At 73.4% G+C, this 15150-nt stretch carries 21 protein-coding genes; 10 read left to right on the top strand and 11 right to left on the bottom strand.

Annotation, left to right across the window (positions count from 1 at the left end):
• Positions 1–59: 59 nt before the first annotated feature.
• The 3 genes from ACRB68_RS24735 to ACRB68_RS24745 form a co-directional block, all read right to left on the bottom strand.
• Positions 60–752, bottom strand: coding sequence for a hypothetical protein (locus tag ACRB68_RS24735; protein WP_153536344.1), 693 nt, complete (start codon positions 750–752; stop codon positions 60–62).
• 61 nt (positions 753–813) lie between these two features.
• Positions 814–1425: a TetR/AcrR family transcriptional regulator gene (locus ACRB68_RS24740; RefSeq protein ID WP_328594725.1), complete on the bottom strand. Its 612-nt coding sequence runs from the start codon at positions 1423–1425 to the stop codon at positions 814–816.
• Positions 1415–2227 carry an SDR family NAD(P)-dependent oxidoreductase gene (locus tag ACRB68_RS24745; RefSeq protein WP_153536345.1) on the bottom strand — a complete coding sequence of 271 codons (813 nt, stop codon included), beginning with the start codon at positions 2225–2227 and terminating at the stop codon, positions 1415–1417. The genes ACRB68_RS24740 and ACRB68_RS24745 overlap by 11 nt, the downstream gene beginning before the upstream one ends.
• A 96-nt stretch (positions 2228–2323) precedes the next feature.
• Between ACRB68_RS24745 and ACRB68_RS24750 the strand changes: the two genes are divergently transcribed.
• Positions 2324–3250 (top strand): D-alanyl-D-alanine carboxypeptidase family protein, encoded by a 927-nt coding sequence (locus ACRB68_RS24750; RefSeq protein ID WP_153536347.1) that lies wholly within the window; start codon positions 2324–2326, stop codon positions 3248–3250.
• On the opposite strand, the gene ACRB68_RS24755 is transcribed toward ACRB68_RS24750, so the two are convergent.
• The 3 genes from ACRB68_RS24755 to ACRB68_RS40595 are packed head-to-tail and all read right to left on the bottom strand — an operon-like array spanning position 3229 to position 5661.
• Positions 3229–4599: a HAMP domain-containing sensor histidine kinase gene (locus tag ACRB68_RS24755; RefSeq protein ID WP_153536349.1), complete on the bottom strand. Its 1371-nt coding sequence runs from the start codon at positions 4597–4599 to the stop codon at positions 3229–3231. The two genes, ACRB68_RS24750 and ACRB68_RS24755, sit on opposite strands and share 22 nt — an antisense overlap.
• Entirely contained in the window at positions 4596–5285 is a 690-nt protein-coding gene (locus ACRB68_RS24760) for a response regulator transcription factor (RefSeq protein WP_328594727.1), read from the bottom strand. The genes ACRB68_RS24755 and ACRB68_RS24760 overlap by 4 nt, the downstream gene beginning before the upstream one ends.
• A 49-nt stretch (positions 5286–5334) precedes the next feature.
• Entirely contained in the window at positions 5335–5661 is a 327-nt protein-coding gene (locus ACRB68_RS40595) for a hypothetical protein (RefSeq protein WP_207709849.1), read from the bottom strand.
• On the opposite strand from ACRB68_RS40595, the gene ACRB68_RS24765 reads away from it, so the two are divergent.
• On the top strand, positions 5551–6030 hold the full coding sequence (locus ACRB68_RS24765) for an Imm21 family immunity protein (protein WP_207709811.1): 480 nt from the start codon (positions 5551–5553) through the stop codon (positions 6028–6030). The two genes, ACRB68_RS40595 and ACRB68_RS24765, sit on opposite strands and share 111 nt — an antisense overlap.
• A 49-nt stretch (positions 6031–6079) precedes the next feature.
• Here the strand turns inward: ACRB68_RS24765 and ACRB68_RS24770 are convergent, their stop codons facing one another.
• The gene (locus ACRB68_RS24770; RefSeq protein ID WP_328594728.1) at positions 6080–6412 is read right to left on the bottom strand and encodes a ClpX C4-type zinc finger protein; all 333 of its coding nucleotides are present in this window, start codon (positions 6410–6412) and stop codon (positions 6080–6082) included.
• 318 nt (positions 6413–6730) lie between these two features.
• On the opposite strand from ACRB68_RS24770, the gene ACRB68_RS24775 reads away from it, so the two are divergent.
• Positions 6731–7042, top strand: a complete 312-nt coding sequence (locus tag ACRB68_RS24775; RefSeq protein WP_153536351.1) for a hypothetical protein — start codon at positions 6731–6733, stop codon at positions 7040–7042.
• Positions 7043–7329: 287 nt separating this feature from the next.
• On the opposite strand, the gene ACRB68_RS24780 is transcribed toward ACRB68_RS24775, so the two are convergent.
• On the bottom strand, positions 7330–7515 hold the full coding sequence (locus tag ACRB68_RS24780) for a hypothetical protein (RefSeq protein ID WP_153536353.1): 186 nt from the start codon (positions 7513–7515) through the stop codon (positions 7330–7332).
• A gap of 181 nt (positions 7516–7696) precedes the next feature.
• Here ACRB68_RS24780 and ACRB68_RS24785 point away from each other — a divergent pair, with 181 nt between their 5' ends.
• The 4 genes from ACRB68_RS24785 to ACRB68_RS24800 all read left to right on the top strand — a co-directional run bounded on the left by ACRB68_RS24785 (position 7697) and on the right by ACRB68_RS24800 (position 10666).
• Entirely contained in the window at positions 7697–7858 is a 162-nt protein-coding gene (locus ACRB68_RS24785; RefSeq protein WP_153536355.1) for a hypothetical protein, read from the top strand.
• A 140-nt stretch (positions 7859–7998) separates the two neighbouring features.
• The gene (locus tag ACRB68_RS24790; protein WP_153536357.1) at positions 7999–9414 is read left to right on the top strand and encodes an MFS transporter; all 1416 of its coding nucleotides are present in this window, start codon (positions 7999–8001) and stop codon (positions 9412–9414) included.
• Complete coding sequence (locus ACRB68_RS24795) at positions 9404–9829, top strand: hypothetical protein (RefSeq protein WP_153536358.1); 426 nt, start codon at positions 9404–9406, stop codon at positions 9827–9829. The genes ACRB68_RS24790 and ACRB68_RS24795 overlap by 11 nt, the downstream gene beginning before the upstream one ends.
• 63 nt (positions 9830–9892) lie before the next feature.
• Positions 9893–10666, top strand: a complete 774-nt coding sequence (locus ACRB68_RS24800) for an SAM-dependent methyltransferase (RefSeq protein WP_268890475.1) — start codon at positions 9893–9895, stop codon at positions 10664–10666.
• Here ACRB68_RS24800 and ACRB68_RS24805 read toward each other — a convergent pair.
• Both ACRB68_RS24805 and ACRB68_RS24810 read right to left on the bottom strand, forming a co-directional pair.
• A complete protein-coding gene (locus ACRB68_RS24805; protein WP_153536362.1) occupies positions 10663–11844 on the bottom strand; it encodes a saccharopine dehydrogenase family protein in 1182 nt (393 codons plus the stop codon). The genes ACRB68_RS24800 and ACRB68_RS24805 overlap by 4 nt on opposite strands.
• Complete coding sequence (locus ACRB68_RS24810) at positions 11841–12851, bottom strand: alpha/beta hydrolase family protein (protein ID WP_153537756.1); 1011 nt, start codon at positions 12849–12851, stop codon at positions 11841–11843. Before ACRB68_RS24810 ends, ACRB68_RS24805 begins: the two co-directional genes overlap by 4 nt.
• Positions 12852–12946: 95 nt before the next feature.
• On the opposite strand from ACRB68_RS24810, the gene ACRB68_RS24815 reads away from it, so the two are divergent.
• From ACRB68_RS24815 to ACRB68_RS24825, 3 genes are read left to right on the top strand one after another with little or no spacing between them, the layout of a single operon-like run.
• Complete coding sequence (locus ACRB68_RS24815) at positions 12947–13831, top strand: PaaX family transcriptional regulator C-terminal domain-containing protein (RefSeq protein WP_153536364.1); 885 nt, start codon at positions 12947–12949, stop codon at positions 13829–13831.
• A 59-nt stretch (positions 13832–13890) separates the two neighbouring features.
• Positions 13891–14475 (top strand): TIGR03086 family metal-binding protein, encoded by a 585-nt coding sequence (locus ACRB68_RS24820; protein ID WP_153536366.1) that lies wholly within the window; start codon positions 13891–13893, stop codon positions 14473–14475.
• A 12-nt stretch (positions 14476–14487) separates the two neighbouring features.
• Positions 14488–14859, top strand: coding sequence for a YchJ family protein (locus tag ACRB68_RS24825; protein ID WP_153536368.1), 372 nt, complete (start codon positions 14488–14490; stop codon positions 14857–14859).
• A gap of 9 nt (positions 14860–14868) precedes the next feature.
• On the opposite strand, the gene ACRB68_RS24830 is transcribed toward ACRB68_RS24825, so the two are convergent.
• Complete coding sequence (locus tag ACRB68_RS24830) at positions 14869–15135, bottom strand: hypothetical protein (RefSeq protein ID WP_153536370.1); 267 nt, start codon at positions 15133–15135, stop codon at positions 14869–14871.
• Positions 15136–15150: the final 15 nt, after the last annotated feature.

Raw genomic sequence — 15150 nt, forward strand, 5'->3', positions numbered from 1 at the left:
TTTTGGCAACGATCACCTGGCGGACCGTCCGGCGGGCGCCGCGGCCCGCGGGCCCCGGGCTAGCAGGTGCCCTTCTGCCGGTTGCGGACGACGCGGACGCTGGTCCTGGAGCCGGCGTCGAACGCGGGCAGGGGGACGTCCAGCCGGGACTTCACGTCCCGGTGATCGGAGATGTACCGGTCGGCGGTGTGCGCGTCGACGAGGCCCGCCGTCACTTCGACGTAGAAGTCGTAGTCGACTTCGCTGCCGCCGATCTGGACGTCATAGACGGCCCAGCCGTCCTTCACCGGAGTGGCGGGGCCGTCGAAATAGTATTTGCCCGATCCCACCGGCATCCCGTTCTTCGACACCTGCCTGTCGAAGACGAGCAGCTTCTTGTCCGCGGGAATGGCGCCCTTGCCCCTGAAGGCGGCGCACGGCGGCACGGGCCCGTCGACCGCCTCGAACGCGGGCCCGCTCGGCCGCGGCCGGTCCAGGGCCGTCAGCGCCGCGGCGACGACCACGGTCAACGTCAGCACGCCCGGCAGGACGAGGCGCAGCACCCGGCGGTCCTTCACCCAGGGCGCGAACGGCAGCAGCCACACAAGGACGACGGCGACGCACGCCAAGGCCAGCAACTGCCGTCCTTTGGACAGGGCCAGTACTCCGGCGACCGCCGAAACGAATCCGACGATAAGGGTCGCCGGATTGTCCTTCATTTCTTTGAGGACCGCCGGAATCACGCCACTCCGGCTTTCTTCCGCCTGCGCCATGCACGCAGTCTAGGCAGGGCGCCGGGAATGGCGCCCTAGGAATACTTTGATTCGGCCCGCGCTATCGTCCGGCGGGCCGGTCGCCGCTGACCGACCGCCAGATGCGCTCGGGCAGGACGCGCGCGGCCGTGGCCAGGTCGATGTCCGGCGCGCCCGCCAGCCAGCGCCGCGCCGTCTCGGCCACCGGCCCGATCACCAGCATCTCGGTGAGGGGGTCGGGCAGCGCCACGATCTCGCCGCTCTCGACGTGCGGGCGCAGCCAGGCGGCGATCCGCAGCATCCGGGGCGTCTTCTCCGCCGCGATGAGCGCGGCGTGGGACGGCAGGTGGTCGGCGTAGGAGGAGGCGTGGATGAAGTGCGCCTCGGCCCGGTGCTCCTCGGTGAAGCCCAGGTAGGCCTCGACCATCGCGCGCACCCCTTCGCGGGCCGACGGGGCGCGTTCCAGCGCGGCCACGAGGGCGTCCAGAAGGCCGGCCATGCAGCGGCCGTACAGCGCGGCGGAGAGGCCGTCGATGCCGCCGAAGTGGTGGTAGAGGCTGCCGCTGCTGACCCCGGACCGCTCGATCACGGCGGTCGTGGTGAGCGCACCCGGCCCTTCGGCGGCGTACAGGTCCAGCGCCGCCGCGAGGACCTTCGCGACGGTCGCCTCGCCCCGCTGCTGTTTAGGTGACACCCACGTACTTTAGGGCCTGCTCCCAGAGCCGCCCGGCCAGCACGTCGTCGAGGGCGACGGGCGCGAGGGGCTGCTCCTCGTCCAGGTGGAAGTAGCGCCCGTTCGGCGGCGGTTCGGCCGTGGCGAGGCGGACGACGGGCCGCGCGCCGGTGGCGGGCGGCTTCCACAGCAGCTTGGCCCCCTTGAGGAGCAGGCCGACCGGGCCTGGCCGGTCGCCGAGGCCGGTCCGGATGACGCCGGGGTGCAGGGCGTTGATCGTCACCCCGGTGCCCTGCCACCGCGCGGCGAACCGCGGCATCATCAGCAGGTTGCACAGTTTGGTGTCGGCGTAGGTGCGCATCGGGTGGAAGTCCAGGCCGGCCGGGGTGCGCTCGGGGTCGGCCCGGCCCTTGATGTAGAGGCCGGCGCTGACCTGGACGACCCTGGCCCGCGACTCCAGCAGGAGCGGCTCCAGCTCGTGGTTGAGCAGGAACGGCGCCAGGTGGTTGGTGACGAACGCCTGCTCCAGGCCGTCCTCGTTGAGGACCTTGCGGCTCGGCCACACCCCCGCGTTGTGGACGAGCACGTCGATGCGCGGGCACTCCTTCCGCAGCGCCTCGGCGGTGTCGCGCGTGGCGCGCACGCTGGACAGGTCGCCGACGACGAGCCGCCCGCCGCCCAGCGAGGCCAGCGCGGCCTCTCCTTTGGCCCGGTCGCGCGCGACGAGCACCACGTCATGCCCGGCCGCGAGCAGCCCGGCGGCGACGGCGTACCCGATCCCCCGATTGGCCCCCGTGACGACGACGGTCCTTGCTTCACCCATGCCTGGGGAGCGTAGGCCAAACTAGAGAGATTTTCTAGAGAAGCTCTCTATAAAGGTCTTATTTACGGCTTATCGGGGGTTTCTAGCGTCGCGGTCATGGTGAGAATCCACTGGTTGCGGGGACGGCGCTGGATGCTGGTGACGGGTGCCGTAGGGCTGGCGTTGGCGGTCGTGGCGGGGGTGTTCGGCCTGGCCAGGGGGCAGGCCGGCGGGCTGCCGTGGCCTCAGGGGGCGCAGGGGGCGCTGCAGATCGAGGGGATGCCGGGGGTGCTGCGGCACGGGGCGCGGCGGCCCACGCCGATCGCGAGTGTCGCCAAGGTCATGACCGCCTACGTCTTCCTCAAGGGCCGGGGGCGGGCCGTCTACACCGTCTCCGCCGAGGAGGCGGAGCGGTACGGGGAGCGGCTCGCGCGGCAGGAGTCGCTGGTGCCGGTGCGGGCCGGGCAGCGGTACACGCGGCGGCAGGCGCTGGAGGCGCTGCTCACCGTCTCGGCCAACAACCTGGCGCACGAGATCGCGCGGTGGGACGCCGGGAGCGAGGGCGCCTTCGTCGCCAAGATGAACGCCGCGGCCCGTGAGCTGGGGATGAAGGACACGCGCTACACCGACCCGAGCGGGTTCGACTCCGGGACGGTGAGCACGGCGGTCGATCAGCTGGTGCTGCTGCGGGCGGCCTCGCGGCTGCCGGGTTTTCTCGCGGCGGCGTCCCGGCCCTGGTTCGAGGCGCCGGGGACGGTGGGGCGTCGCCCGACCACCAATCTGGCGCTCGGGCAGCAGGGCATCGTGGCTGGCAAGACGGGCTATACGCGTGCGGCGGGCGGCAACTTCGTGTTCCTGGCGCTGGTTCGCAAGGAGGGTGTTCCGGTGCTGGTGCAAGGGGTGATCCTGGGGCATCGGGACGCCTTCAGCTCGGCCTCGACGTGCCGGCTGGCGCCGCCGCTGGTCGAGGCGGCCGTCCGCGGGCTGGAGCGGCCGCCGCGGAGCGGTGCGGCCGAGCGGGTTCAGGGCTGGGTGGCCGCGTAGCGGAGCCGGATCAGGGTGCCGCCGCCGGGTGCGTTCTCGGCGTCCAGGGACGCCTCGTGGGAGACCGCGATCTGGCGGGCCATCGCCAGGCCGAGGCCCGAGCCGGGCAGAGCGCGCGCGCTGCGTGCCCGGTAGAAGTGGTCGAAGATGTAGGGCAGGTCCTCTTCGGCGATGCCCGGGCCGTGGTCGCGGATCGTCAGCTCGCCTGTGGTGAGCACGACCTCGACGGTGCCGCCGTCCGGGCTGAACTTGGCGGCGTTGTCCAGGACGGTCGAGATCAGGCGGGCCAGGCGGGCGGGCACTCCGGTCACGACCGTCTCGGTCGTGGTGGCCTCGAAGACGATGCGCGGCCAGTTCGCGCGGGCGGTCGCCACGGCGTCCAGCACCAGCTCGTCCAGGCGCACGTCCTCCAGCAGCGCGGGCGGCTCCTTGCCGCGGGCCAGCTCGACCAGGTCGTCGACCAGGCCGGTGATCGAGCGGAGCTGCCCGCTCAAGGCGGCGACCGCGCGGTCGCGCTGCGCGGGCGTGAGGCGGTCGCCGAAACCGAGGATGTCGATGTTGGTCCGCAGCGCGGTCAGCGGGGTGCGCAGCTCGTGCGAGGCGTCGGCGACGAGCCGGCGGCGCGCGGCCAGCGACCGCTCCAGCACGTCCAGCATGGTGTCGAACGCGCCGGCGAGCCGGGCGACCTCGTCGCGGCCCGGCTCGCCGGCCGCGACCGGCAGCTCCACGCGGCGCCGCGGGTCGCCGGTCGCGGCGATGAGCTCGGCGGTCTCGGTCAGCCGGGTCACCCCGCCGAGGCCGGCGCGGGCGACGAGCCAGCCGGCGCCGGCCGCCAGCGCGATCCCCGCCGCGCCGAGCGCGAGGAGCAGGGCCTGCAGCCGCGCCACCGAGTTGGCGTAGGTCTGGGACTGGACCGCCGCCTGGACGGCGCCGCCCTCGAGCTGGACGGTCAGCGCCCGTCCCCGCGCGCCGTTCACCATGACGTCGGAGCGGTCGGACACCGCCCGGCCCGCCGCGACCCGGGCCGCGCCCACGGTGACCGGCATGCCTGAGCGCCCGACCGTTCCGGCCGGGGTCCCGGCGGGGATCGTCTGGACGCACACGTCGGGGCCGCGCAGGGAACAGGAGACGGACGAGACCCACGGCGGGGACGCCGTCCGCGCCTGCGGGCCCTTGCGCCAGTCGTCCAGGGACCGCCGCAGGACGAGGTTCAGCTGCCAGTCGAGCTCGTGCCGGACCGCGACGTACACGCCGGCGGTCAGGCCCGTCACGATCAGCGCCATCACCCCGGCCGTCGCCGCCGCCAGCCGGGTGCGCAGCCGCGCGCGGCGCCACCGCCCGCCGCTCATTCGGTGCCCAGCCGGTAGCCGAGACCGCGCACCGTGTGCACCAAGCGCGGCTCGCCGCCGTCCTCGAGCTTGCGGCGCAGGTAGCCGATGTAGACCGCCAGCGAGTTGGACGAGGGGCCGAAGTCCAGGCCCCACACCCGCTCCCCGATCTGCGCCCGGCTGAGCGTCCGGCCCGGATGCTCCAGCAGGACCTCCAGCACGTTCCACTCGGTGAGCGAGAACTCGATCCGGCGGTCGCCGCGCCAGCCCGTCCGGGTCCGCGCGTCCACGGTGAGGTCGGCGAACCCCTGCGCCGGGACGGGCCGGGACCGGCGCAGCAGGGCCCGCACCCGCGCCACCAGCTCGCCGAGGTCGAACGGCTTGCTCAGGTAGTCGTCGGCGCCCGCGTCCAGGCCCTCGATCCGGTCGCTGACGGCGCCGCGCGCGGTGAGCACCAGCACCGGGGTCCGGTCGCCGCGGGCGCGCAGCGCGCGGCAGACGGCCAGGCCGTCGATCCCCGGCATCATCACATCGACGATCATCACGTCGGGGTGCCAGGCCGCGGCGGCGCGCAGGGCGGCCGCGCCGTCGGCCTCGGCGCGCACCTCGTACCCGGCGATCCGCAGGCCCTCGGCCAGCGCCTCCCGCACCTCGGCCTGGTCGTCCACGACCAGGACACCGCCCTCGTCCAGTTCCGCTGCTGTCACGCCAGCCCAACGGACCAGCGCCCCGGGACAATTCCCGGCGCGCCGCAGGTCAGCCGGTGGCGATGCCCGCGGCGGGGCCGCCGACCTTCGTCCAGGCCGGGCCAGAGCCCGACCACAGGTGGACGCCGCTCTTGTCGGTGCCGAGCCCGTACAGGTGGTCGCCGGTCACCGCGAACTGGGCACCGAGGCCGCCGGCCTTGGCCCAGGTGCTGCCGTAGCCGGCGTACACGTAGACGCCGTCCCTGCTCGGCGACTGCGCGAACAGGTGCGCGCCCCGGGCGGGGACGGAGCCGTCGTAGCGGGCCGCCAGGAAGCCGCCGGAGGTCGATCGAATGGCAGGCCACTTCTGCTCGCGCCGCCTTCGGGGCTCCCGCATCGAGGCGGCTCCTATGTGAACGACGGGCCGGTCGAGACGTGGGGTGACTACGGGCGGGCCTGCGCGGTCGAGGGGCATATCGGCCTGGTACCGATCGGCGAGCAACAGGTACTTGTGCTGAGAGATGAACCGGCCGCGACCACCTACCTGCCAGCGGCGGACTTCGAAGCGTCTCTGCTGGAGGCCGCCCGGCAGGCCCTGCGCGATGGCTTCCCCTGGGAGGAGGACCTCGCCTGGGACGTGGACGGGGCGGTGGTGCTGTTCGGCTCCGCCTGGCCCGGCCCTGAATTGGGAAGCGGCAGCAGCCATTCCGTCGGTCTCGAACCCGGCCGAGTACGCCAGAAATGCACCGTGCCCGGCGGGCGCTGAGCTGACAGAAAATCCAGGTCTGTCGGTGTCCGGCGGCGCTCTGGGCGGGTCACGAGAACCGTTCCCACGCCGATTGGCGGCGCATCCCGAGTGCTTCGCCGATACGGTCCCAGGACATGCCGCGACGGCGGGCCTCGCCGACCCAGGAGCGCAGATCGTCGTCGACCTGGTGCCGGATCGCGTCGATGCGCGGCAGGTGCGCCAGAAGAGCGTCGTCGTCGACGCCTTCCCAGACGGGGGTGGTGCGCTTCGGCCCTGCGGGTTTGCTCTTGATGATGTCGGCACTCAAAGCCACGCAGTCATTGCAGATGTAGACGCCGGCGCCGGCGACCAGGGTGTCGACGTCGTCGGCCGAGCGGTTGCAGAAGGAGCAGCGGTTCACGAGGATCCTTTCGTCAGGGGTTACCTGACAAAGCTAGCCCGTCAGGTAACCCCTGACAAGTGGCCCGCACCATCGGGACCGGGACTCGGGTGCGTACGACCGGCCGTAATGCCGGGCTCAGTTGAGGGACGGCCGGACCCGGGGGCCGAGGAACATCCGGTCCGGATCGTGCGCCTGTACGGCTCGTGACGACCTGCCACAGATAAGGACCTGATATCTATGGCACCGATCACGTTGAGCAGCGGCGCTGTCCGCCAGAGACGACATGAAGCGGCCCCGTTATCTGCGGCAGCGCGCCAAGCGCACGATCCTGCGCCGTTGGTCCTCACGCTCCAAGTTCGTGGCGGTGATGGGGCGCTCCGCCGCCGGGCCGGCGGTTACACCACCCGCCAGCCGGCCACGTGGTCGCACGGGACGTTCTCGCACACCACGATCGCGGGCCCGCTGAACGAGAACCCCGCTAAGCGCCCCCCGATGAAGCACGCCTACATGCGCGGCTTCGCGGTGGCCTGCGGCAGCGACGAGGACGAGGTCGCCCGCTGGATCGCCGCCTACCGGCGCATCTACGAGGGCTGCGCCCCCAGCGCCCTGGTTTCGGCTGTGGATGGTGGCGCAGGGCTCGGGACCTGATCGGCGCCAAGGTCGTCACCGTGGCGATGACCTGCGGTGATCTTCCCGGCTGGACCGGGCAGAACCGCGCCTCTGTCCGGTCAGCGCGGGCGCGGCCCCTTTCTGCCGCATTCCGGCGGCACCCCTACCGGGAAGGCGACCACGACTGGATGATCCTCGTGCGGCTCCAGCCGATGCCCGCGCCGGAGTAGACGCGGCGCAGGGCGGCCGGCTTTGCCCCTCTGCCCCCATGAAAGACGGAACCGCACCCCACACGCACGCCCAGTGTCGGCATTCCCGCCTTCAGATCACCAGAGCCGCCTGGCCTCGGCTTGCGGGGGCGGGCCGTCCCAAGGAGGAAGCACACCGGGGAGAGGGGGCGGCCTTTCCTCGTCCACGTCCATGTCGTCACGGCGCGCCTGCAAGGTCACCACGCGGAAGGCCCGATAAACCACCATGAAGAGAAACAGGCGGAAATTCCTGAAGCGTTCCATGACGGACTTGCCCCTCTCCGGCTTACCGCACGGGCGCCATCGATTCGCGCCGGCCGCTTTGCCGTTTCAACTCACCACGTAAGGGTGTCGTTCCCAGGTTGTTTCGGCGGAACGGGATGTGGCCGGTGGCGGACACGGGGCGATCTTGTGGGCGGATGGGCGGCGGCGCTTCGATCCCACGATGATCATTCTTCTGCTCGTGGGCGCCCTCTGCCTGATCGCGCCCATCGCCGGCGCCATCCAGGCCTGCTACTACGTGGCCAAGGAGGGGACGAACATGCTGCCGCCGCTGATCGCCCGGGTGGTGGCGGGTTCCTCTTCGGTGCCATGGGCGTCTGGATGATCCAGCTGGCGCTGGACTGAGCGGACGCCAAGTCGAACACAGGTGTTTGCGTTCTGAGGGGCGCCGGCGCTATAACCCGTACAGCACTGTTCGAGATGTGGCGGTCGAGTCGTGTCCGGTGCTGAGCAGGGGGTCCTCGTATGGCGCACACCGCACCGGTACGGCACGGCACGGGCGGGCAGGCCGATCCGCGGCGCTGGGCGGCGCTCGCGCTGGTCTGCGTCGCGCAGTTCATGCTGGTCCTGGACGTCACCGTCGTGAACGTGGCGCTGCCCGAACTCGGGGCCGAGCTGCGACTCGGGCGCACCGGCCTGACCTGGGCCGTCACCGTCTACACGCTGTTCTTCGGCGGGCTGATGCTGCTCGGCGGGCGGCTGGCCGACGCCTTCGGGGCGCGCCGGATGCTCACCGCCGGGCTGGTCGTCTTCACCGGCGCCTCGCTGGCGGCCGGGCTGGCGCAGGGCGAGGTGTCGCTGCTCGCCGCGCGTGCCGTGCAGGGCGTCGGGGCCGCGATGCTGTCGCCCGCGGCGCTGTCCACGGTCACCGCGTCCTTCCATGGCGGCGAGCGCAACAAGGCGCTGGCGGTGTGGGCCGGGCTGGGCGGCATCGGGTTCGCGGCCGGGGTGCTGATCGGCGGGCTTCTGACGGCCGGGCCGGGATGGCGCTGGGTGTTCTTCGTCAATGTTCCGGTCGGGCTGGCCGTTCTGGCGGCTCTGCCCGCGTTCGTCCGGGCGGGCGAGCCGAGCCGGGAGCGGCGCCTTGACGTGCTCGGGGCGCTGGCCGTCACCGCCGCGACGGCCTCGTTCATCTACGGGATGACCCATGCGGGCGATGAGGGGTGGGGCGCCGGCGAGACGGTCCTGCCGCTGGTGGGGGCTCTTGCGCTGTACGCGGTGTTCGGGTGGGTCGAGCGGACGGTCCGGTTCCCGCTGATGCACGTCGGCATGCTCACCCGGCGCCCGGTCGCGGCGGGCGCGTTCCTCATGCTCGTCGCCTCCGGCCTGCTCATCTCCCTGTTCTTCCTCGGGTCGCTGTACCTGCAGCACGCGCGGGGTGCCGGCGCCCTGCGGACCGGGCTGCTCTTCCTGCCCGCGGCGCTGGCGACCGGGGCCGGGGCGCATGTCGCCGGGCGGCTCGTCGGGACGGCAGGCACCCGGCCGGTCGCCGTCGGCGGCCTGGTCCTGGTCGCGGCGGGGGCCGCCCTGCTCACCGGGCTGCCGGCGGACGGCGTCCTGCTGCCGGGGCTCGTGGTCGCCGCCGCCGGCGTCGGGCCGGTGTTCGTCGCCGCGACCACGTCGGCGCTCGGGCACGCGGGCCACGGCGAGGCCGGGCTCGCGGCCGGGATGATCAACACCTGCCACGAGCTGGGCGCGGCGTCGGGGGTCGCGGTGGCCTCGACGGTCGCGGCGGCCGGGCTGGCCGAGGCGCCGTCGGTCGGCGGGTTCACCGACGCCTTCGCGGTGTTCGCCGCCGTCGCGGCGGTGGCGGCCGTGCTCGCCGCCGGGCTCGTCCCGGCCGGAAAGCCGGAGCTGCCGGGAGGCCCGCATGTCCATTAGCGCGGACACCCGGGCGGTCCTGCTGGCCGCCGGGCTGATCTTTTTGTGGGCGCTGGTGCTGGGGGCGTGGAAGTACCGGCAGATGGCCGTCTCGGCGGAGCACCTGGCCCACCCGTATGTGGACATCGCGCACCGGGCCGCGCTGCTCTACTCGTTCGCGACGCTGCTGCTCGCGGTGTTCGTCGAGCTGAGCGGCTGGCCGATATGGGTGGACCTGACGGCGGCCGGTGTCCTGGTCTTCTTCTTCGTGGCCGCGATCGTGTCCTATGTCGTGCACGGGCTGCGCCGCGACACCGACAACCAGTTCCGCCGCCCCGCACGCGGAACGGCCGTATTCATGAACTCGTTGATCGCCGGTGAGATCGGCGGCTTCTGCGTCCTGCTCGCCGGCTTCGTCAAGGAACAGCTGTTGTGACGTGAATGGTGCGGCTAGATTTCGAGGGACTCGAGAACAGAGGAGCCGTGCATGGGTGACCGGATGTCGGGTGTGGACGGAACGCGGCCTAACGTCGCCCGGATGTACGACTACTATCTCGGCGGCAAGGACAATTTCGCGGCCGACCGGGCCGCCGTCGCCGAGGTGCTGAAGGCCGCGCCCGAGGCCGCCGCGCTGGCACGGGCCAACCGGGCGTTCCTCGGGCGGGCCGTCCGGTGGCTCGCCGGGCGGGGGGTGGGGCGGTTCCTGGACCTGGGCGCCGGGCTGCCCACGCAGGAGAACGTGCACCAGGTCGCGCTCGATGTCCGGCCCGACGCGCGGGTCGTCTATGTCGACAACGACCCGATGGTGACGATGCACGCCCAGGCGCTCATCGGAGCCAGCGAGCAGGTCGGCATCATCAACGCGGACATGCGCGACACGGCGGAGATCCTTGCGGATCCGCTGGTCCGGGAAATCGTCGCCGCGGGCGAGCCCGTCGCGGTGCTTTTCGTGTCGGTGCTGCATTTCCTGACCGACGAGGAAAGGCCCGGCGAGGTCGTCAGGGCGTTCATGGACGCGATGCCGCCCGGGAGCCACCTGGTCATCTCGCACGCGACGGCCGATGTCCGCCCCGACGACGCGCACAAGGCCGCGTCGGTCTACAACCGCGCCTCGGCGCCCATGGTGACGCGGTCCAAGGAGCGGATCGAGGCGCTGTTCCGCGGTGCCGAGCTGCTGGAGCCGGGCGTGGTGCCGGTGATGGACTGGCCGACGCGGCAGGGGATCCTCGGCGGGCACCAGTGGATCCTCGGCGGGATCGGCCGCAAGCCCTAGCCCTGCTCCACGATCACCTCCTCGGGGACGCCGGTGTAGGGGGCCAGGTCGCGGAAGAAGCGGCCCGTGTCCACGGCCGTCTCGGGCGGGTGGACGCCCGGTTCGCCGATCGTGCCGTCCAGCAGCTGGGCCAGGCCGAGGGCGAGCGGGACGCCGGTCGCCTCGGCCGTGGTGGTGATCGCCACGGTGCCCGGCAGGTGGGCGAGGGCCGTCGCCGGGCGGCCCGCGCGGGTGCCGGTCGCGGCCGCGAAGAACGGCGGCAGGGTGCGCGGGCCGCGCAGGGCGGGCACGCGCAGGAAGGAGCGCAGCGCGCGGCGCAGGGTCGGCTTGGCCATGTCCGCCGCCGCCGCGTGGAGGGTGAGGCGGCCCGCGTCGATGTCGTCGCGCAGGACGTCCAGGTAGGCGGCGGTGCCGCGGGTGACGACCATCAGGTTGGCGGCGTCCCCCGGCAGCCCGAAGCTGCGCCGCAGCGTGACCGGTTCGGGGTGCCCGACGGTGTAGGCGGTGCCGCGCCGGCCGCCGGGCAGGGCGAGGGTCACCGGGCGGAGCGGGCGGCGGCGCACCGGCTCGCCGCCCTCGACCACGGTGATCTCGCCGCTGAGCTGCTGCATCCAGTGCACCGCCGCCGCGCTCGGGCCGCCGTCCGGGGCGACCAGCGCCGCCTCGCCGTCGGTGCCGGAGCCGGGGACGTCGACCGGCCAGGCGGTGTGCAGGTCGCGGACGGTGTCCAGCTCGCGGACGGCGAGGGCGGCGAGCAGGTTGCTGACGCCTGGACTCACCCCCATCCCGACGACGGCGCGGACCCCGGCCGCGCGGGCGGCCCCGTCCAGTTCCAGCATCTGCAGCGTCGGCTCCCAGTCGTCGCAGATGTCCAGGTAGTGGGTGCCGGTCGCGATGGCGGCGCCGAGCACGGCGACGCCGAAGCGGTAGTAGGGGCCGACGGTGTTGAGCACGACGTCGGCCTCGGCGAGGGCGGCGTGCAGGGCGGCGGCGTCGGTCACGTCGACGCGCCGGGCGCGCAGCGGGGCGCCGGTGCAGGCGAGGCGCCGGACCAGGGCCTGCGCGGCGGCGAGATCGCGGTCGGCGACGACGATCTCGGTGACGGCGGGCAGCCCGGCGGCGACGCGGACGGCGACCGCGCCCATGGCCCCGGGCCCGCCGAGGGCGAGCACTCTCATCTCTGCTCCGTTCCGGCCTGCTCCTCCAGGAAGCGGCGCTCGTCGTCCAGCAGTCCCGCGGCGAACAGCGACCGGGGCGCCGCGACGGCGACCAGGAACGCCTTGGCCTCGGAGTCCTCGATGTCCTTGCGGACCAGGGAGTGGGTCGCGTCCGGGTAGCGCCGGATCCGCAGGGCGGGCAGGCGGCGGTAGCCGGCCTCGGTGTCGGCGACGTCCACGTTGCGGTCGTGGCCGGCCAGGATCAGCAGGGTCGGCGTGCGCATGGCGGCCAGGTCCGCGGTGGCGTCGGCCGTGTGGTTCTTGAGGATGAAGCGCCAGCGGGCCGGGGTCAGCCCGCGCACGTCGCCGACCGCCGCCTTGTACTCCTCGAACGTGGCGCGCCGGCGCAGCAGCGCGGTGGTCGTGTCGCGGCGGGCCAGCTCGGCCCGGACCTTGGCGGGCGGGGCGTGCTCGTCGTGCAGTTCGGCCAGCAGGTTGTAGCGGCCCTGGCGCATCCAGTTGACCGCCGGGGAGAGCGCGATGACGAAGCGCAGCCCCGGCACGCGGGCGGCGACCTTCGGCATGACCCAGCCCGCCTGGCTGGCGCCCCACAGGCCGATCCGGCCCGGGTCGACGCCGGCGTGCCGCTTCGCCCACGCGATCGCGGCGGCCGTCTCGGCGGCGCGGTCGTCCATGCTCTGGTCCAGCCAGTCGCCCGGCGCGCCGTTGACGCCCGGCTTGTCCCAGGACAGCGAGGCGTAGCCGGCCTTGGCGAACGCCTCCCACTGGGGCCGGTAGAAGGTGTCGTGGGTGGCGTCGACCGGGCCGTCGCCGTGCACGAACACGACCAGCCCGTAGGGGCCCCTCCCCTGCTTCGGCAGCGCGAGGACGCCCTGCAGCGGCTGCCTCCCGCCGGTGATCGTGACCTTGCGCTCCCGGATGTCGTAGGCGTTCTGGTAGACCACCCAGCCCCCCGCGGCGACCGCGAGCGCGGCCAGGGCGAGCAGCGTGGCCAGGATCCGTCGCATCGGCACCCTCACTTTCGTACGTTTTCCAAACGATCGTTTCTAGATCGACCGTACTATAGTTGCACACACGAGGTGACGCAGGAAGGGGGCGGCGCATGCCGACCGGAGAGGTGGAGGTCCCCACCCGGACGCTGGTGGAGGCCATGGTCCGCGCGGACGGCACCGTGGACGCAGGCGAGCTCTACGCGGTCGCCGGGGCGCTCGGGATGACCGACCAGCAGGTGCGGCTCTGCGTGAAGCGCCTGGTCGCCGACGGGCGGTTCGCCCAGGAGGGGCGGGGCCGGCGCGCGGTGCTGCGCGCGACCGCCGAGACGCACCGGGCGCTGGAACCGAACGCGGCGTTCGTGCGGTTCATGTACGAGCAGGACCGGGGCGAGGCGCCCTGGGACGGGGTGTGGCACCTGGCGGCCTTCGCCGTCCCCGAGCCGGCGCGGACGGCCCGCGACGCGCTGCGCGACGCGATCGTCGCGCTCGGCGGTGCGGCGCTGCAGGGCGGCCTGTACGTGACGGCCAACCCGTGGGAGGAGCTGCTGGAGGCCGAGGTGGCGCGGCTCGGCGCCGAGCCCTATGTGACCCTGCTGACCAGCACCGATCTGCGGGTCGGCGGCACCCGCGACGCCCGGGAGCTGGCCGCGCGCCTCTGGCCGCTGGACGACCTGGCCGCCGGGCACGAGCGGCTCGCCCGCGTCGCGCGCGAGCGCCTGGCGCGGCTGGCGGACCCCGCCCCGCTGGGGCGGCCGGAGCTGCTGACGGTCGCGATCGAACTGGCCGCCGAGTTCACCCGCGCGATGGAGCCCGACCCCCTGCTGCCGCCCGAGCTGCTGCCCCGGCCCTGGCCGGGGGCGACGGCGCGCGAGCTCATCGCGCGGTGCTGGGCCGGGCTTCTGGAGCGGTCGGCCGAAACCCCGGTGCCGCGGCTGTTCGGGCTCTACGCGAGCGTGGTGGACGAGATCGCGGAGCACGTCCGAAGAGTGGAATAGATCGTTCCGTTCTGCTAGAGTGGAGGCATCGGAAACGCCCCCGAGGGAAGCAGGGAACGATGAGCGAGAACACCGCGTGGCCCGTCCTGGCCGAGGCCCACGAGGCGCTGCGCACGGTCGCGCGCGGCGTCTCCGCCGACGACCTCGCCCGGCCGACGCCGTGCGCGCAGTGGACCGTCGCCCAGGTGCTCCAGCACGCGGCCGGCGACCAGATCGCCTACGCCGCCTTCCTCGGCGAGGGGTCGATGCCCGCGGAGGACCCGTTCGCACCGTCCGGGACGCTGGCCGGCTCCCCCGCCGACATGATCGACGAAGCCGTGGCGGCGGCCTCGCGGGCGTGGGCGAAGGTCGCCGCGGACGCCGCCGAGGTGCCCGTCCCGATGCCGCCGAACACGATGAGCGCCGTCGTCGGCTCGGGCGCCTGCGCGCTCGACGCCGCCGTGCACGCCTGGGACGTCGCGGTCGCGACCGGGCAGCCGTCGCCGCTCACCGCCGGCCTCGCCCGGGAGCTGCTGCCGGTCGCGCGGCAGGTCGTCATCCAGCCGCTGCGCGACTACGGCGCGTTCGGGCCCGTGATCGAGGGCGGCGACGACGACGTGACCGTGCTGCTGCACTTCCTCGGCCGCCGCGCCGACCGGGCGTAGAACAATAGGGGCATGCCGAAAACCAAGCCCTGCCCGTGCGGGCTGCCCCGGACCTACCAGGAGTGCTGCGGCCGGCTGCACCGGGGCGAGGCCGCGGCCACGACCGCCGAGCAGCTCATGCGGTCCCGCTACAGCGCCTACGTGGTGCGCGACGCCCGCTACCTGCTCGCCAGCTGGCACCCCTCGACCCGGCCGCCGCGCATCGACTTCGACCCGGGCCTGGCCTGGGAGGGGCTGACGATCGTGCGGACGGTGGACGGCACGCCGTTCAACCGCACCGGCGTCGTGGAGTTCCGCGCCCGCCACAACGGCGGCGAGCTGCACGAGATCAGCCGGTTCGCGCGGGTGGACGGGGCGTGGGTCTACCTCGACGGCGACGTCTGAGCGCGCCCGTCAGGCGCCGGCCGGGCTGTAGTGCGGCTGCTCCGCGCCGGGCTGCTCGGCCCGGGGCGGGTCGGCGTGCCGGCACGGCCCGCTGCGGCCGCCGGCGGCGAGGGCCTCGTCCATGGTGTCGGTCAGCCGGTCGACGGCGCGCGCCAGCCGGGACGCCTCGCGGCCGTCCTCGGGGCACGCCCCCGCCGGGGAGGTCTGCCGGACCTGGCTGAGGCCGAGGCCGGCGAGCACCGTCAAGAGGATGACGGCGATCAGCAGCCTGCGCATTGCCGATTCTCCTGT

This window comes from Actinomadura macrotermitis, from assembly GCF_009604375.1.
GTDB classification, from domain to species: Bacteria; Actinomycetota; Actinomycetes; order Streptosporangiales; family Streptosporangiaceae; genus Spirillospora; species Spirillospora macrotermitis.

Excerpts from the sequence above, each read along its gene's own strand:
- ACRB68_RS24750 (WP_153536347.1), top strand. The coding sequence starts at position 2,324 with ATGGTGAGAATCCACTGGTTGCGGGGACGGCGCTGGATGCTGGTGACG.
- ACRB68_RS40595 (WP_207709849.1), bottom strand. The coding sequence starts at position 5,661 with ATGCGGGAGCCCCGAAGGCGGCGCGAGCAGAAGTGGCCTGCCATTCGA.
- ACRB68_RS24805 (WP_153536362.1), bottom strand. The coding sequence starts at position 11,844 with ATGAGAGTGCTCGCCCTCGGCGGGCCCGGGGCCATGGGCGCGGTCGCC.
- ACRB68_RS24785 (WP_153536355.1), top strand. The coding sequence starts at position 7,697 with ATGATCATTCTTCTGCTCGTGGGCGCCCTCTGCCTGATCGCGCCCATC.
- ACRB68_RS24745 (WP_153536345.1), bottom strand. The coding sequence starts at position 2,227 with ATGGGTGAAGCAAGGACCGTCGTCGTCACGGGGGCCAATCGGGGGATC.
- ACRB68_RS24755 (WP_153536349.1), bottom strand. The coding sequence starts at position 4,599 with ATGAGCGGCGGGCGGTGGCGCCGCGCGCGGCTGCGCACCCGGCTGGCG.
- ACRB68_RS24800 (WP_268890475.1), top strand. The coding sequence starts at position 9,893 with ATGTCGGGTGTGGACGGAACGCGGCCTAACGTCGCCCGGATGTACGAC.
- ACRB68_RS24810 (WP_153537756.1), bottom strand. The coding sequence starts at position 12,851 with ATGCGACGGATCCTGGCCACGCTGCTCGCCCTGGCCGCGCTCGCGGTC.
- ACRB68_RS24780 (WP_153536353.1), bottom strand. The coding sequence starts at position 7,515 with ATGGAACGCTTCAGGAATTTCCGCCTGTTTCTCTTCATGGTGGTTTAT.
- ACRB68_RS24830 (WP_153536370.1), bottom strand. The coding sequence starts at position 15,135 with ATGCGCAGGCTGCTGATCGCCGTCATCCTCTTGACGGTGCTCGCCGGC.
- ACRB68_RS24735 (WP_153536344.1), bottom strand. The coding sequence starts at position 752 with ATGGCGCAGGCGGAAGAAAGCCGGAGTGGCGTGATTCCGGCGGTCCTC.
- ACRB68_RS24825 (WP_153536368.1), top strand. The coding sequence starts at position 14,488 with ATGCCGAAAACCAAGCCCTGCCCGTGCGGGCTGCCCCGGACCTACCAG.
- ACRB68_RS24815 (WP_153536364.1), top strand. The coding sequence starts at position 12,947 with ATGCCGACCGGAGAGGTGGAGGTCCCCACCCGGACGCTGGTGGAGGCC.
- ACRB68_RS24795 (WP_153536358.1), top strand. The coding sequence starts at position 9,404 with ATGTCCATTAGCGCGGACACCCGGGCGGTCCTGCTGGCCGCCGGGCTG.
- ACRB68_RS24790 (WP_153536357.1), top strand. The coding sequence starts at position 7,999 with ATGGCGCACACCGCACCGGTACGGCACGGCACGGGCGGGCAGGCCGAT.
- ACRB68_RS24820 (WP_153536366.1), top strand. The coding sequence starts at position 13,891 with ATGAGCGAGAACACCGCGTGGCCCGTCCTGGCCGAGGCCCACGAGGCG.